This window comes from Kitasatospora sp. HUAS MG31 (assembly GCF_040571325.1).
In the GTDB taxonomy this organism is placed as follows: domain Bacteria; phylum Actinomycetota; class Actinomycetes; order Streptomycetales; family Streptomycetaceae; genus Kitasatospora; species Kitasatospora camelliae.
Genome location: NZ_CP159872.1, coordinates 3,677,732 through 3,692,291, shown reverse-complemented (window position 1 = coordinate 3,692,291; position 14,560 = coordinate 3,677,732). Strand labels below are relative to the sequence as shown.

General features: G+C 73.3%; 17 protein-coding genes. 10 read left to right on the top strand and 7 right to left on the bottom strand.

Translation table 11 applies throughout. The features are described from left to right. Positions 1-16: 16 nt before the first annotated feature. Positions 17-637 carry an O-methyltransferase gene (locus ABWK59_RS16620; RefSeq protein ID WP_354641367.1) on the bottom strand — a complete coding sequence of 207 codons (621 nt, stop codon included), beginning with the start codon at positions 635-637 and terminating at the stop codon, positions 17-19. Positions 638-821: 184 nt separating this feature from the next. Between ABWK59_RS16620 and ABWK59_RS16615 the strand changes: the two genes are divergently transcribed. Continuing rightward, positions 822-1,277 carry a GatB/YqeY domain-containing protein gene (locus tag ABWK59_RS16615; protein WP_354641366.1) on the top strand — a complete coding sequence of 152 codons (456 nt, stop codon included), beginning with the start codon at positions 822-824 and terminating at the stop codon, positions 1,275-1,277. Positions 1,278-1,464: 187 nt separating this feature from the next. On the opposite strand, the gene ABWK59_RS16610 is transcribed toward ABWK59_RS16615, so the two are convergent. Beyond that, a complete protein-coding gene (locus ABWK59_RS16610; RefSeq protein ID WP_354641365.1) occupies positions 1,465-3,675 on the bottom strand; it encodes a transglycosylase domain-containing protein in 2,211 nt (736 codons plus the stop codon). Between the two features lie 400 nt (positions 3,676-4,075). Here ABWK59_RS16610 and ABWK59_RS16605 point away from each other — a divergent pair, with 400 nt between their 5' ends. Further along, complete coding sequence (locus ABWK59_RS16605) at positions 4,076-4,399, top strand: WhiB family transcriptional regulator (protein WP_354641364.1); 324 nt, start codon at positions 4,076-4,078, stop codon at positions 4,397-4,399. A gap of 303 nt (positions 4,400-4,702) precedes the next feature. Here the strand turns inward: ABWK59_RS16605 and ABWK59_RS16600 are convergent, their stop codons facing one another. After that, positions 4,703-5,851, bottom strand: coding sequence for an ArsA family ATPase (locus ABWK59_RS16600; RefSeq protein ID WP_354641363.1), 1,149 nt, complete (start codon positions 5,849-5,851; stop codon positions 4,703-4,705). Further along, positions 5,848-6,864 (bottom strand): ArsA-related P-loop ATPase, encoded by a 1,017-nt coding sequence (locus ABWK59_RS16595; protein WP_354644981.1) that lies wholly within the window; start codon positions 6,862-6,864, stop codon positions 5,848-5,850. The genes ABWK59_RS16600 and ABWK59_RS16595 overlap by 4 nt, the downstream gene beginning before the upstream one ends. A 235-nt stretch (positions 6,865-7,099) precedes the next feature. Between ABWK59_RS16595 and ABWK59_RS16590 the strand changes: the two genes are divergently transcribed. The 5 genes from ABWK59_RS16590 to ABWK59_RS16570 all read left to right on the top strand — a co-directional run bounded on the left by ABWK59_RS16590 (position 7,100) and on the right by ABWK59_RS16570 (position 9,711). Then, complete coding sequence (locus ABWK59_RS16590) at positions 7,100-7,261, top strand: DUF4177 domain-containing protein (protein ID WP_354641362.1); 162 nt, start codon at positions 7,100-7,102, stop codon at positions 7,259-7,261. Beyond that, positions 7,258-7,722 (top strand): RidA family protein, encoded by a 465-nt coding sequence (locus ABWK59_RS16585; RefSeq protein WP_354641361.1) that lies wholly within the window; start codon positions 7,258-7,260, stop codon positions 7,720-7,722. The genes ABWK59_RS16590 and ABWK59_RS16585 overlap by 4 nt, the downstream gene beginning before the upstream one ends. A gap of 64 nt (positions 7,723-7,786) precedes the next feature. Continuing rightward, positions 7,787-8,647 (top strand): NUDIX hydrolase, encoded by an 861-nt coding sequence (locus ABWK59_RS16580; RefSeq protein ID WP_354641360.1) that lies wholly within the window; start codon positions 7,787-7,789, stop codon positions 8,645-8,647. 75 nt (positions 8,648-8,722) lie between these two features. Beyond that, entirely contained in the window at positions 8,723-8,893 is a 171-nt protein-coding gene (locus ABWK59_RS16575) for a hypothetical protein (protein ID WP_354641359.1), read from the top strand. Continuing rightward, complete coding sequence (locus tag ABWK59_RS16570; RefSeq protein ID WP_354641358.1) at positions 8,890-9,711, top strand: MBL fold metallo-hydrolase; 822 nt, start codon at positions 8,890-8,892, stop codon at positions 9,709-9,711. The genes ABWK59_RS16575 and ABWK59_RS16570 overlap by 4 nt, the downstream gene beginning before the upstream one ends. A 103-nt stretch (positions 9,712-9,814) precedes the next feature. Here ABWK59_RS16570 and ABWK59_RS16565 read toward each other — a convergent pair whose 3' ends face one another. After that, positions 9,815-10,489: a Crp/Fnr family transcriptional regulator gene (locus tag ABWK59_RS16565; RefSeq protein WP_354641357.1), complete on the bottom strand. Its 675-nt coding sequence runs from the start codon at positions 10,487-10,489 to the stop codon at positions 9,815-9,817. A 414-nt stretch (positions 10,490-10,903) separates the two neighbouring features. Here ABWK59_RS16565 and ABWK59_RS16560 point away from each other — a divergent pair, with 414 nt between their 5' ends. Beyond that, the gene (locus ABWK59_RS16560; protein WP_354641356.1) at positions 10,904-11,188 is read left to right on the top strand and encodes a hypothetical protein; all 285 of its coding nucleotides are present in this window, start codon (positions 10,904-10,906) and stop codon (positions 11,186-11,188) included. Between the two features lie 69 nt (positions 11,189-11,257). Here ABWK59_RS16560 and ABWK59_RS16555 read toward each other — a convergent pair whose 3' ends face one another. Continuing rightward, positions 11,258-11,914: an HAD family hydrolase gene (locus tag ABWK59_RS16555; RefSeq protein WP_354641355.1), complete on the bottom strand. Its 657-nt coding sequence runs from the start codon at positions 11,912-11,914 to the stop codon at positions 11,258-11,260. Positions 11,915-12,072: 158 nt separating this feature from the next. Between ABWK59_RS16555 and nth the strand changes: the two genes are divergently transcribed. Both nth and ABWK59_RS16545 read left to right on the top strand, forming a co-directional pair. Then, the gene (nth, locus tag ABWK59_RS16550; protein WP_420492791.1) at positions 12,073-13,023 is read left to right on the top strand and encodes an endonuclease III; all 951 of its coding nucleotides are present in this window, start codon (positions 12,073-12,075) and stop codon (positions 13,021-13,023) included. Beyond that, positions 13,020-13,712: an NUDIX hydrolase gene (locus tag ABWK59_RS16545; RefSeq protein ID WP_354641354.1), complete on the top strand. Its 693-nt coding sequence runs from the start codon at positions 13,020-13,022 to the stop codon at positions 13,710-13,712. The genes nth and ABWK59_RS16545 overlap by 4 nt, the downstream gene beginning before the upstream one ends. Positions 13,713-13,726: 14 nt before the next feature. On the opposite strand, the gene ABWK59_RS16540 is transcribed toward ABWK59_RS16545, so the two are convergent. Beyond that, the gene (locus tag ABWK59_RS16540) at positions 13,727-14,536 is read right to left on the bottom strand and encodes a DUF4389 domain-containing protein (protein WP_354641353.1); all 810 of its coding nucleotides are present in this window, start codon (positions 14,534-14,536) and stop codon (positions 13,727-13,729) included. Positions 14,537-14,560: the final 24 nt, after the last annotated feature.

Genomic DNA, 14,560 nt, shown 5'->3' with positions numbered 1-14,560 from the left:
CTGTCAGCGGTCCCCGTCAGGCGCGGTCACCGTCGGCCCGGCGGACGGCGACGACGCCGGACAGGTCGGGCGCCAGCGGCAGGTCCACGGCCCGCAGCGCGGGATGCCCGAGCCAGTGCAGCCGCGCCCCGTCCGGCTGCCCGTCGAACACCGGCGGCCATTCGGCGGACGGGGTGAAGTCGTCGACCACCAGCACACCGCCCGGCACCAGCAGCCGCTCGGGATCGGCGGCCGGCCCGGCGTCCTTGCCCTGCCCGCCGCCGTCCAGCACCAGCAGGTCGTACGGTCCGTGCGCGTACAGCTCCGTCCAGTCGGCGTTCAGCACCCGGACGGCCGGGGTGTCGGCGAACAGCTCGGCCGCCGCCTCCGCCCGGTCGGGATCCCGCTCGACGCTGACCAGCTCCACCCCGGGCCGTGCCCCGGCGGCCAGCCAGGCGAGCCCCACGCCGTACCCGGTGCCGCTCTCGCCGATCCGCAGCCGGGCGCCGCCGGCCAGCGTCCGCAGCAGCCGCCCCTGCTCCGGCCGGCAGGAGTACCCGAACCCGGCGTCCCATGCCGCCGCCACCGCCTCGGCCACCCGCTCGGGCAGCTCCTTGGCCGGCTCGTGCTCGTACGCGTCCGTTCCACTCCATGACATGCCGTCATCATGCCCGCGCGCCGGACCCGCTGTCCCCAAGGTCCGGTGATCCGGAGCGGGGAGCGGCGGACGGCCGGGGATCGGTGGGTGGCAACCACCCGAGGGGCGGCGGCGAGGACGTGCGGGGGTCGGCCACGCGGAATATGGTGCGCGGGAAGAGCCGCGGCCTGCGAGGATGAGGCCCATGACGACGCTCAAGCAGCAGCTGCAGGAGGACCTCACGGCTGCGATCAAGGCCCGGGACGAGCTCCGCTCGTCCACCATCCGGCTCACCCTGGCCGCGGTCACCAGCGAGGAGGTGGCCGGCAAGGAGAAGCGCGAGCTCAGCGACGACGAGGTGCTGAAGGTGATCGCCCGCGAGGCGAAGAAGCGCCGCGAGGCCGCCGAGGCGTTCGAGAACGCCGGCCGGGCCGAGTCCGCGGCCGCCGAGCGCGCCGAGGGCGAGGTGCTCGCGGGCTACCTGCCGCAGCAGCTGTCGGACGAGGAGCTCACCGCGATCGTCGCCGCGGCGGTGGCGGAGAGCGGCGCGAGCGGTCCGCAGGCCATGGGCGCCGTGATGAAGCTGGTGCGCCCCAAGGTGGGCGACCGTGCCGAGGGCGGCCGGGTCGCCGCCGCGGTGAAGGCCGCGCTGGCGGGCTGACGCCCGGCACGCACCCGCGCAGCCAGCACGCACCCGCACACCCAGCACCCAGGCGGACATACGCGGAAGCACGCGGAAGGACGCAGCAGCGCCACCACGGCCCCCGCGCGAACGAGAGGGCGGCCCCTGAACCAGGGGCCGCCCTCTCCGTTCTGCCGTCTCAGCCGTCCTCAGCCGTCCTCGGCCGTCAGCGGTGTCCGCCCGCCCGGCCGCCGCTCCCGTTGTTCCCGCCGATGATGTTCGGCGGGAAGGTCCAGCCGCCGTTGATCAGGCCGGCCACCGTGGCGCCGTCCTGGGACGGGGGCTGGGTGCCGTCGGGCGGGGTGGTCGGGGTCGGGGCCGGGATGTTGACGGTCTGGAAGGAGCTGCGCGGCGTGCCGCCCAGCGCGTCGTTCATGGCGTCACGCCAGATCGGGCCGGGGCCGTCGGCGCCGTACACCGCGTCGAAGTACTTGCCGCCGATCCTGATGTTCTTCATCGAGACGTTGCCGGTCGGGCCGCCGAGCCAGACCGACGTGGCCAGGTCCGGGGTGTAGCCGGTGAACCAGGCGGCGTAGCGCTCGTCGGTGGTACCGGTCTTGCCGGCGATCTGCCGTCCGTCGTTGAGCCCGAGCTGGGCGGCGGTGCCCTTCTCGGTCACGCCGAGCAGCAGGGTGTTGATGCCGTCCGCGGTGGTCTGGGACATCGCCTGGGTGCAGTTCGCCTTCGGGATCTCCAGCTTCTTGCCCTCGGTGTTGACCACGGAGGTGAGCGCGACCGGGTTGCAGTACTTGCCGCGGGCGGCGAAGGCGGCGTAGGCGCTGGCCATGGTCAGCGGGCTGACCTCCTGGGTGCCGAGCACCATCGACGGGACCTCCAGGAGCGGCTGGCCGCTGGCCCGGGTCTTGATGCCCAGCTTGTTGGTCATCTGCTTGACCGCGCAGAGGCCGACCTGCTCCTCCAGCTGCACGAAGTAGGTGTTGACCGACTTCGCCATGGCGACCTGCATCGAGTACGGCCCGTGCTCCTCCTTGCTCTCGTTGGAGAACTTGCTGGTGTCGGTCGTCGTCTTGTTGTCGCAGGTCTTCATCCGCGGGTAGGGCATCTCGTACGGGGAGGAGTACTCCTGCGTGATCGGGATGCCGGCCTCCAGCGCGGCCGCGGCGACCAGCGGCTTGAAGTTCGAGCCGGGGGAGAAGCCGTTGCCGCCGCCCATGGCGGCGTCGACGTTGAGGTTGAGGACGGTCTGGTTCTGCTTGCCGTCCAGGCCGTACGGCCGGGTCTGGGCCATGGCGAGGATCTCGCCGGTGCCCGGCTTCACCATGGTGGCGGCGGAGGAGACCGAGTCGGTGGCGTACACCCGCTTGGTGACCGCGTTGTAGGCGGCCTTCTGCTTCTCCGGGTCCAGGGTGGTGTAGATCTTCAGGCCGCCCTGGGTCCAGAGCTTCTTGCGGTCGGCGGCGGTCTTGCCGAACGCCGGGTCCTGCTGGACGACCTTGCGGACGTAGTCGCAGAAGAAGCCCATCCCGAGCTCGGCGGTGATGCAGCCGTTCTGCGGGGCCTGGAACTTCAGGCCGAGCGGCGCGGCGGTCGCCTCCTTGGCCTGGTCCGGGTTGATGTGCTTGGCCTCCAGCATCTTGGCGATCACCGTGTTGCGGCGGGTGAGCGCCGCCTGCGGGTGCAGCTGGGGGTCGTACGCCGAGGGGTTCTGCACCAGGCCGGCCAGCATGGCGGCCTCGGGCAGGGTGAGGTCCTTGGCCTTCTTGCTGAAGTAGCGGTTGGCGGCGGCCTCGATGCCGTACGCCTGGTTGCCGTAGAAGGTGATGTTCAGGTAGTTGGTGAGGATCTGGTCCTTGGTCAGTTCCTCTTCCAGCTTGATGGCGTACTTCAGCTCCTGGATCTTGCGGCCCAGGCTCTTGCGGGTCGCCTCCAGGAACGCCTTCTCGTCGTCGCCTGCCTGCTCGACGAAGACGTTCTTCACGTACTGCTGGGTCAGCGTGGAGGCACCCTGGGAGGCGCTGCCGGACTCCGCGTTCTTGGTCGCGGCGCGCAGCACGCCCTTGAGGTCGACGGCGCCGTGCTCGTAGAAGCGGGCGTCCTCGATGTCGACCTGGGCGGTGCGGATCAGCTCGCCCATCTCCTCCTTGGTGACGATCGTGCGGTCACGCGCGTACACCTTGGCGATCTGGCCGCCCTTGGCGTCGTAGACGAAGGAGGCCTGGGAGAGTGGCGGCGTCTTGAAGTCCGCCGGGATGTTGTCGAAGCTCTCGGCGGTGTCCTTGGCGGTGAGCCCGAGCGCGCCGACAGCCGGCATCGCCATACCGGCGACCAGGACTCCGGCCAGCACGCTGCCGCCCAGGAACTTGATGCCGAGGCTTGCCTTGTCGAGCGGGGAGCCCGCGGATCGCTGAGGTGCCATGGGGAGCAGCCTACGTCGCCGAATCCCGTACAGGGGGGCAGGTGTTCGCCTACGCTTGTCACAGAACTGCGACAGCTTCGCTCTGTTCATCATCATCACTCTTGTGAGTGATGAGCTTTGCCCGAATTGCCCGGGCTGGGGGTGGATGTCATGCTCCGCCGTCCGGCCGATCGTTGCACAGTGTGACCGAACCCGGGTGCGGGCGGCTGGCAAGGCCGGCGACCTGCGATCACTCCAACGAGTGAGGTGTCGGGTACCCATAGTCCGATCGGGTCATTTGAGATTGGGCCCGGAGGGGCTGTTGCGGACTGGCGTTCTTCCGTAACGTCCTCAACTGGCAGCGGTGAATATGCCGTTGCCGCCGTGGGGGAGCCCCGATTCGGGAGAGGACGGCGCCGGCATGGGCTGGGTAGACGACTGGAGCGCACAGGCGGCCTGCCGCACGAGCGATCCGGATGAATTGTTCGTTCAGGGGGCTGCGCAGAATCGCGCCAAGGCGGTGTGCAGCGGGTGTCCGGTGCGCACCGAGTGCCTGGCGGACGCGCTCGACAACCGCGTGGAGTTCGGCGTCTGGGGCGGGATGACCGAGCGTGAGCGCAGGGCGCTGCTGCGCCGCCGCCCCACGGTGGTCTCGTGGCGCCGGCTGCTGGAGACGGCCCGGCTGGAGTACGAGGAGTCGCTGGCCACCGGTGTGGTCCTGCGGGACTTCGCCCAGGCCGGCTGAGCGGCGCCACCACCCGCTCGGCGGCACCGCTCGTTCGACGGAGCCATCCGCACGACGGTGCAGTCCGCACGACCGCACGGCCCGCCTCCCAGCGCGGGCTCGCACGACGGTACGGCCGGCCCGGCAGCACGTCCTCCTCTGGCGGCAGCGGTCCTGACGGCCGGTCACCGCAGGCCCACCGGCCTGCCACCGGCCCCGACCGCAGCCGGCCTCGGGTGTCCCCCACGGACCCGCCGGGCCCCCACCGACCCGCGACAGCCGACCGGGAACCACGGCCCCGACGCCGCGGACCGTCAGCCCGGCTCAGGCGTCCGCGCCACCCAGCCGGCCGCCGATCGCCCGCAGCCCGTCCAGGTCGTGCACGTCCCCCGCCAGCGCGGCCACCTCGATGATCGGCACGTCCGGGTAGACCGAGACGAACCGGTCCCGGGTGCGCCGCTCGCGGTCCATCACCTGCATCCGCTCGGCGTGCAGCCGCAGCAGCCCGGCGGCCAGCGTCTCCGCCGCCGCCGAGGAGGTCTGCGACCCGTTCTCCTCCAGCGCCTCCGCCGCGGCCAGCGCCCGCTCGGCGGTCAGCTGCGGCGCGCCGCTGGTGTGCACCCGGTTGAGCACCAGCCCGGCCAGCGGCATCTCGTCCGCGTCCAGCCGGTCCACGAAGTACGCCGCCTCGCGCAGCGCGTCCCGCTCCGGCGCCGCCACCACCAGGAACGCCGTCCCCGGCGCCTTGAGCAGCTGGTACGTCCGGTCCGCCCGCTCGCGGAAGCCGCCGAACATCGAGTCCATCGCGGAGACGAAGGTCTGCACGTCGGTCAGCAGCTGGGCGCCGAAGATCTTGCCCAGGGTGCCGGTGATCAGGCCCATGCCCACGTTGAGGAACTTCATCGCGCTGCGCCCGCCCACCTTCGCGGGCGCGGTCAGCAGCCGGATCACCTTCCCGTCCAGGAAGGAGCCCAGCCGGCTCGGCGCGTCCAGGAAGTCCAGCGCGGAGCGCGACGGCGGGGTGTCGACGACGATCAGGTCCCACTGGTCCTCGGCCCGCAGCTGCCCCAGCTTCTCCATCGCCATGTACTCCTGCGTGCCCGCGAAGCCGGCCGACAGGGACTGGTAGAAGGGGTTCTCCAGGATGGCCCGGGCCCGCTCGGGCTCGGCGTGGGCCAGCACGACCTCGTCGAAGGTCCGCTTCATGTCGAGCATCATCGCCTGCAGCTCCCCGCTGCCCGAGACGCCCTTGACCACCCGCGGGGTGTTGTCCAGCTCGGTCAGGCCCATCGACTGGGCGAGCCGGCGGGCCGGGTCGATGGTCAGCACCACCACCCGCCGGCCGCGCTCGGCCGCCCGCAGCCCGATCGCCGCCGCCGTGGTGGTCTTGCCGACCCCGCCCGAGCCGCAGCAGACCACGATCCTCGTCCCCGGATCGTCGATCAGCGCGTCGATGTCCAGCTGTGCCGTCATGCCGCCCCCTGCCGCTTCAGTTCCCCCGCCAGCCGGTACAGCCCGCCCAGGTCCACGCCCTCGCCGAGCAGCGGCAGCTCGTACGTGGGCAGCTTCAACTGCTGCAGGTCGGCGCGCTGCTCGCGCTCCAGCTCGACCCGCTCGGCGTGCTCCCTGGCCTGCTCCAGCAGCGGGCCGAGCAGCGGCTCCACGGCCGCCCGGACGGTCTCCGGCTTCCGCGACCGCCCGCCGAGGCCCGCCTCGCCCAGCGCCACCGCCACCTCCTCGCGGTGGTCCCCGTGCACCGCCGCCACCGCGGCCGCGTCCAGCACCGGCGGGCGGACCATGTTCACCAGCACCCCGCCGACCGGCAGCTGCGCCTCCCGGAGCTCCGTGATGCCGTCCACGGTCTCCTGTACCGGCATCTCCTCCAGCAGGGTCACGAAGTGGACGGCGGTCTCCGGGGACCGCAGCACCCGCATCACGGCCTGCGCCTGCGAGTGGATCGGGCCGAACCGGGCCAGCCCGGCCACCTCCGAGTTCACGTTCAGGAACCGGGTGATCCGCCCGGTGGGCGGCGCGTCCATCACCACCGCGTCGTACGCCGGCCGCCCGTCCGGGCCCTTGCGCCGGGCGGCCTCGCAGGCCTTCCCGGTCAGCAGCACGTCCCGCACGCCGGGCGCGATGGTGGTCGCGAAGTCGACGAAGCCGACCTTCTGCAGCGCCTTCCCCGCCCGCCCGAGCTTGTAGAACATCTCCAGGTACTCCAGCAGCGCCAGCTCGGTGTCGATCGCCAGCGCGTACAGCTCGCCCTGACCGCCGCCCTTCCCCGGCAGGCCCAGCCGGGCCGGGCTCACCGTGGCGACCTTGCGCTCCTCGTAGGGCAGCGCCGCCATCCCGAACAGCTCGGCGATGCCCTGCCGGCCCTCGACCTCGATCAGCAGCGTCCGGCCGCCCTCCGCGGCCAGCGCCAGCGCGAGCGCGGCGGCCAGGGTGGTCTTCCCGGTGCCGCCCTTGCCGCTGACGACGTGCAGCCTGACGCCCTCCCAGTCGGGATCGCGCTCCCCGGCGGGAGCCGATGGGTCCGCTGGGCCGGGAGTGCTCGCCACGCTCCGTCTCCGTCCGTCGTCGACCGGCACCCCGCAGGTGCCCTCCCGGCGAGCGTAACCAGCCCGCGCCGCCGATGCCGGGACCATCCGGGCGGTAGGTCCGATTCATGCCCGCTCTGTGTCCCACCTCACACCGGGGCCTCCGGCTAGAGTCACCCCCATGACCAAGTGGGAATACGTCACCGTGCCGCTCCTCGTGCACGCCACCAAGCAGATCCTGGACACCTGGGGCGAGGACGGCTGGGAGCTCGTCCAGGTCGTGCCGGGCCCGAACAACCCCGAGCAGCTGGTCGCGTACCTGAAGCGGGAGAAGAACGCATGAGCAAGGTCGAGGAGAAGCTCGCCGAGCTCGGCCTGACCCTCCCGGACGTGGCGCCGCCGGTCGCCGCCTACGTCCCCGCGGTCCGCTCCGGCGAGTACGTCTTCACCTCCGGCCAGCTGCCGATGGTGGCGGGCAAGCTGGAGGACACCGGCAAGGTCGGCGCCGAGGTCACCCCGGAGCGGGCCAAGCAGCTCGCCCAGATCTGCGCGCTCAACGCGCTGGCCGCGGTGAAGTCCGTGGTCGGCGACCTGGACAAGGTCGAGCAGGTCGTCAAGGTGGTCGGCTTCGTCGCCTCCGCCCCCGACTTCGCCGGCCAGCCCGCCGTGGTCAACGGCACCAGCGAGCTGCTCGGCCAGGTGTTCGGCGCGGCCGGCGTGCACGCCCGCAGCGCGGTCGGCGTCGCCGTCCTGCCGCTGGACGCCCCGGTCGAGGTCGAGCTCCAGGTCCGCGTCCGCGACTGATCGAGGCGACGAGGGGGCGGGGGGCCCTGTCCAACCCCGCCCCCTCCGCCTTAGCATCCGGGGCATGGATCACCGAGCACCGTCGCTCCCGATGCCGCCCGGCTGGCCTGCCCGGATCCGCGCCGTCGCGGCCGGCGAGCTGACCCCGGCCGAGCCCAAGCCGTCCGCCACCGTCGTGCTGCTGCGCGACACCGCCGACGGCCCCCGGGCCTACCTGCTGCGCCGGCGCACCTCGATGGCCTTCGCCGGCGGCATGTACGCCTACCCCGGCGGCAAGGTCGACCCGCGGGACGCCGAGGCCGAGATCGGCTGGGCCGGCCCGAGCCCCGAGGAGTGGGCCGAGCGCCTCGGCGTCGACGTCCGCACCGCCCAGGCCGTGGTCTGCGCCGCCGTCCGGGAGACCTTCGAGGAGGCCGGCGTCCTGCTGGCCGGACCGGACGCGGACACCGTCGTCCCGCCCCGGGACTGGAGCGCCGACCGCGCCGCCCTGGAGGCCCACGAACTCTCCTTCGCCGAGTTCCTCGGCAAGCACGGCCTGGTGCTGCGCAGCGACCTGCTCGCGGCCTGGGCCCGCTGGATCACCCCGGCCTTCGAGGAGCGCCGCTTCGACACCTGGTTCTTCGTCGCCGTCCTCCCCGGCGGGCAGGCCGCCGCCGAGCAGGTCGGCGAGGCGGACCGGGTCGCCTGGCTGACCCCCGCCGAGGCCGTCGAGGGCTACGCCGAGGGCCGCTACGGCATGCTGCCGCCCACCGTCACGGTGCTGCGCGAGCTGCTGCCGGTCCGGACCGCCGCCGGAGCGCTGGCCGCCGCCGCGGACCGGACCGTCCGCCCGGTCCTCGGCGAGGCCGAGGTGGCGGGCGATCGTATGACGGTGCGATGGTCGGGGTATGAGGAGCTGACCATCGACGGGATCTTCCCCGCCTAGCGGGGAACCGCGAAAGTTCACGTCGGAACCACACGCCGGAAGCACGCTCCGGCACCTCACGGAAGGAACAAGCCGATGACCCACAACGACGTGGCTCGCCGGTCGGCGCCCCGCATGCCCGCCCGCAGCCTCACCCCCCGCGCTCTGCCCCGGGACACCGTGTCCGAGCCCGGGGACGCCTTCCGGGCCCTCAACCGGGACCTCCCGCCGCGCAGCCTGGAACGTTCCAGCGAGGGCGGCCGGTGAGCGGTCTCCTTCCGGGCGACCCCGCCGACACCGTCGGCGGGGCCGCCACCCCGCGGGCGCACTGCGTCCTGGCCCCCAATCCCTCGCCGATGACCCTGGACGGCACCAACACCTGGCTGCTCTCCGAACCCGGGTCCGACCTGGCCGTGGTCGTCGACCCCGGCCCGCTCGACGAGGGGCACCTGCGCAACGTCGTCCGGACCGCCGAGGAGCAGGGCAAGCGGATCGCCCTCACCCTGCTGACCCACGGTCACCACGACCACGCCGAGGGCGCCGCCCGCTTCGCCGAGCTGACCGGCACTCAGGTCCGCGCCCTGGACCCGGCCCACCGGCTCGGCGACGAGGGGCTGCGCGGCGGCCAGGTGATCGAGGTCGGCGGCCTCGAACTGCGCGTCCTGGGCACCCCCGGCCACACCGCCGACTCGCTGACCTTCCACCTGCCGGCCGACGGTGCCATCCTCACCGGCGACACCGTCCTCGGCCGCGGCACCACCATGGTCGCCCACCCCGACGGCCGCCTCGGCGACTACCTGGACTCGCTGCGCCGCCTGCACACCATGGCCTCCGAGGGCGGCGTCCGCACCGTCCTGCCCGGCCACGGCCCGGTGCTGGCCGACGCCCTCGGCGCCGTGGACTACTACCTCGCCCACCGCGCCAGCCGGCTGGCCCAGGTCGAGACCGCGGTCGAGGCGGGCTGCCGCACCGCCGCCGCGGTGGTCGCCCGGGTCTACGCCGACGTCGACCGCGCCCTCTGGCCGGCCGCCGAACTCTCCGTCCAGGCCCAGCTCACGTACCTGGAGGACCACGGCCTCATCTGAGCCGCCGCCGGCCCGGGCCGGACACCGGGACCGCACACCGGGCGCCGAAACGCACCGGAGGGCGCGGGGAGAACCCCGCGCCCTCCGGCGTCAGCGTGATCGGTCAGCGCGAGCGCCGCGACAGCCGCTCCACGTCCATCAGCACCACCGCACGCGCCTCCAGCTTCAGCCAGCCACGGCCGGCGAAGTCGGCCAGCGCCTTGTTGACCGTCTCGCGGGAGGCGCCGACCAGCTGGGCCAGCTCCTCCTGGGTGAGGTCGTGCGCCACGTGGATGCCCTCCTCGGACTGCACGCCGAAACGGCGCGACAGGTCCAGCAGCGCCTTGGCCACGCGGCCCGGCACGTCGGAGAAGACCAGGTCGGACATCACGTCGTTGGTCCGCCGCAGCCGGCGCGCGATGGCACGCAGCAGCGCGATCGACACCTCGGGGCGGGCGTGCAGCAGCGGCAGCAGGTCGCCGTGGCCGAGGCCGAGCAGCTTGCACTCGGTGAGGGCGGTGGCGGTGGCGGTCCGCGGGCCCGGGTCGAACAGCGACAGCTCGCCGATCATCTCGCTGGGGCCGAGGACGGCGAGCATGTTCTCGCGGCCGTCCGGCGAGGCGCGGTGCAGCTTGACCTTGCCCTCCACCACGACGTACAGGCGGTCGCCGGGGTCGCCTTCGTGGAACAGCGACTCACCGCGGGCGAGCGTCACCTCGGTCATGGAAGCGCGAAGCTCGGCAGCCTGGTCGTCGTCGAGAGCCGCGAAGAGCGCGGCGCGCCGCAGAACGTCGTCCACGAGCTTCCTCCTGCTGGTGTCTGGGCAGTGCTACTCACCACCAAGGATGACGCATGTCGCTCCGATCATATGAGGAGGGGGTCCGGTCCCGGGCGCCGTACGCGGCCATTCGTAGCCATGACACGCCGGTGTGGATTGTCCCGGTTGGGGCCGCCCGGCTTGTTTTGCGGTCCTCCAGGTGGGAAAGGAGCGGATCCACCGCTTTTGCGCGGAGGGGCCCGGGCCGGGGCCGAAGCCCTTCGGCGGACCCGGGCCCGGCGGGCGCCGAATGGCGGACCGCCGTCCGCCGACCGTTCGCCAGGCGCCGACCGCCCACCGAGGATGAAGAGGCCAACGGACCTGCGTACCAAGCCCTTTCGGTGCCGGATACCCCGGCCTCCGGCGCGGGTCCACCCCTCGGAAGGAGAGGCCGCCTTGTCCGGTACCCCCGCCCTGAGCCACCGCCCCGCCCCCGCCGACCCCGCATCCGACCCCGCGTCCGAGGTCGCTCCGGACGTCGCCCCGGACGCCGTCTCGGACGGCGTGAAGTCCGACGCGAAGACCGGCGGCACCCCGCGGTCCGACCAGCTCAACCCGCTGCCGACCGCACCGTGCGACCCCTGGCTCCCCCGGGCCGACAAGACCTTCAAGGATGCCCGTACGGGCAATCCGCCGGAGGTCGGCGCGGTCCTCAACCGCTGCTCGAAACCCGGGGATTGAGCAGCCGCCGGGCACGGTCCCGGGCCGCGCCCGCTGTCCGCGCGCCGGTGGCCGGTTCCGGACAGGCGGTCAGTTCTCCGCCGCGGCCAGCAGCTCCGGCAGCTTCCGCACGTCCTCGAACACCACCGTCCCCGGTCCCTCCAGCCAGGACGCCGGGGTGACCCCGCCCGCGTAGCCGAAGGCCCGCATCCCGGCCGCCCGCGCCGCCTGGACGCCGTACCGGCTGTCCTCCACCACCGCGCAGGCGGCCGGCGCGAAGCCCATCCGCTCGGCCGCGTACAGGAAGAGGTCCGGGGCCGGCTTGCCCCGGGCCACCTCCTCCGCGCTGAATATCCGGCCCGCGAACCGCTCGTACAGCCCGGTTCGGCCCAGGGTGTGCCGCATCTTCTCGTGGCCGCCGCTGGAGGCGACGCAGAACGGCCGCCCGATCCCGTCGAGCGCCTCCGCGATCCCCTCCACCGCCGCCAGCCCGGCCTCCACCTCGCGGTGGTGCAGCTCGCGGAACCGCTCGTCCCAGCGCCGGGCCGCGGCCACGCCCAGCCGGGCGGCCACCTGTTCGCCGACCGAGGCCGCCGACCGCCCGATGAACAGCTCCAGCACCTCGGCCCCGGTGATCGGCCAGCCCAGCTCCGCCCCCACCGCCACCTGGCAGCGCAGCGCGATCCGCTCGCTGTCGACCAGCACCCCGTCGCAGTCGAAGACCACCAGCTCCACCGGCCGTCCCATGGCCTCCCCCTTCGCTCACCCCGTCCGAGCGGCCCACCCTGCCCTGCCCCGTCCGGAGGAGCAAGATCCCCCGGCAACGGCCGGCCCTCGCCGGCCCGCCCGGACGGAGCCGTGGAGATCGCCCGCAACCGGGCGGCGGTTCGGCGTAGCCTTCGGTCATGGCAGAGAGCAAGGCCCGGAAGACCGCGGCCAAGCCGGCGGAGCGGCCGACGGCGAAGAGGCCCGCGGCGAAGCCGCGGAAGCCCGAGTCGCGACTGGCGATGGTGCGCCGGGCACGGAGGATCAACCGCGGACTGGCGGAGCTGTACCCGTACGCGCACCCGGAGCTGGACTTCGACAACCCGTTCCAGCTGTTGGTGGCCACCGTGCTGTCGGCGCAGACCACCGACCTGCGGGTGAACCAGACCACCCCCGCGCTGTTCGCGAAGTACCCGACCCCGGAGGACATGGCCGCGGCCGAGCCCGAGGTGCTGGAGGAGCTCATCCGCCCGACCGGGTTCTTCCGGAACAAGGCGAAGTCGCTGCTCGGCCTCTCCCGCGCGCTCCGCGACGAGTTCGACGGCCGGGTCCCCGGGACACTGGACGAGCTGGTCACCCTCCCCGGCGTCGGCCGCAAGACCGCCAACGTCGTCCTCGGCAACGCCTTCGGCGTCCCCGGCATCACCGTGGACACCCACTTCGGACGCCTCTCCCGCCGCTTCGGCTGGACGACCGACGAGGACCCGGTCAAGGTCGAGGCCGCCGTCGCCGAGATCTTCCCGAAGTCCGAGTGGACGATGCTCTCCCACCGGGTCGTCTTCCACGGCCGCCGCGTCTGCCACTCCCGCAAGCCCGCCTGCGGCGCCTGCCCGATCGCCCCGCTCTGCCCCTCCTACGGCGAGGGCGAGACCGATCCCGAGCAGGCCCGCAAGCTGCTCAAGTACGAGCTCGCCGGCCAGCCCGGCCAGCGCCTGCGCCCCCCGGCGGACTTCCCCGGCGAGGCCGCGGCCCGCGCCGACGCCGCCGAGCACGACGGCGTCCTCCCCGACATGGCGGACCCGGAGGCGGCCGGGCCGTCCGCGGGCCCGGCGTCGGCGGACGGTACCGGCACGGCGGAGGTGGCCGGGTGACCACCGCGGTCGAGCGCGACGGCCTCCCCGAGTGGCTGCTGCCGGTGCGGGCCGCCGCCGAGGCGGTCCTGCCGGAGCAGCTCAGCCGCTTCCTGCCGCCGCCGGAGGGCGGCCGGCGGTCCGCGGTGCTGATGCTGTTCGGCGAGGGCCCGACCGGGCCGGACCTGCTGCTGATCGAGCGGGCGAGGTCGCTGCGCTCGCACGCCGGCCAGCCCTCCTTCCCCGGAGGGGCCCTGGACCCGGAGGACGGCGATCCCGAGGGCAGCGGGCCGATCGCCGCCGCCCTCCGCGAGGCGGCCGAGGAGACCGGCCTCGACCCGTCCGGGGTGCAGGTCTTCGCCACCCTGCCGGCCCTCTACATCCCGGTCAGCCGCTTCGTGGTCACCCCGGTGCTCGGCTGGTGGCGGCGCCAGACCCCGGTCGCCCCGGTCGACCCCGCGGAGACCGGAGCGGTGTTCCGGGTCCCGCTCACCGAGCTGACCGATCCCGCCAACCGGTCCCGGCTCCGGCACCCCTCCGGCCACGTCGGCCCGGCCTTCGAGGTGGCCGACCGCCTGGTCTGGGGCTTCACCGCCGGGGTCATCGACCGGGTGCTGCACTACAGCGGCCTGGAGCGGCCGTGGGACCGGTCCCGGGTGATCTCCCTCTCCGAGGAGGCGCTCGACCTGTCCCGCCGCCGGGGCTCCTGACCCCCCGCCCCGCCCTACCGCGCCGCCCCGCCCAGCGGGGCCGGCCGGTCCAGCAGGTCCAGCTGCCGGGTGACCGAGGCGTCGTAGTCGTCGTCCCAGGTGGCGTCGGTGGTGAACGAGCTGACCAGGTACGAGACCGCCCCGATCACGATGAACACCACCAGCAGCACCCGGCCGCCGCTGCTCAGCAGCAGCGGCCGGGTCGCGGAGCTGCGCGGCACGGTCTTGTCCAGCTCGTCGCCGAACAGCCGCTTCGGGTACGCGGAGGTCAGCATCAGCAGGTACGCCTGGAAGCGCATCCGGTACCGCAGGATGGCCGCGGTGGCCTCGAACAGCGGATCGGGCATCCGGCCGAGGACCAGCACCACGATCCAGCTGATCAGCGCCACGGTCCACCAGCCGGAATACAGCACGCTCTGGACGATCGCCGCCGGGATGGCCAGGATCAGGCGGAAGAGCACCGCGAGCCGGTTGAGCGGCCCCGGCCGCAGCTCGATCCGCACCGGGTAGTCGGGGGCGTCGAACCGGAACGGCGGGTACGCGTCCAGGGTCAGTTGCAGGTAGGCGTTGACCCGGGTGTCGTACCCGACGTACCCGCCCAGGTACCGGACCGCGAACTCCGGCAGCTCGGCGGTGACCAGCGCGACCACCCAGCCGATCACCGCCACGAAGAAACCGATCACCGACAGCACCCACACCACGATGATCTGCGGGATGGCCAGCAGCAGGCGGACCAGCACGGTGAGCCGGTTCTGCGGCCCGGCGTCGGGCATGTCCAGGGCCGGCAGCCACTCCGTGTCGGTCGGGGGCGGTGCGTTCCACATCGGCGCCTCCAGCGCTCGGCTCGC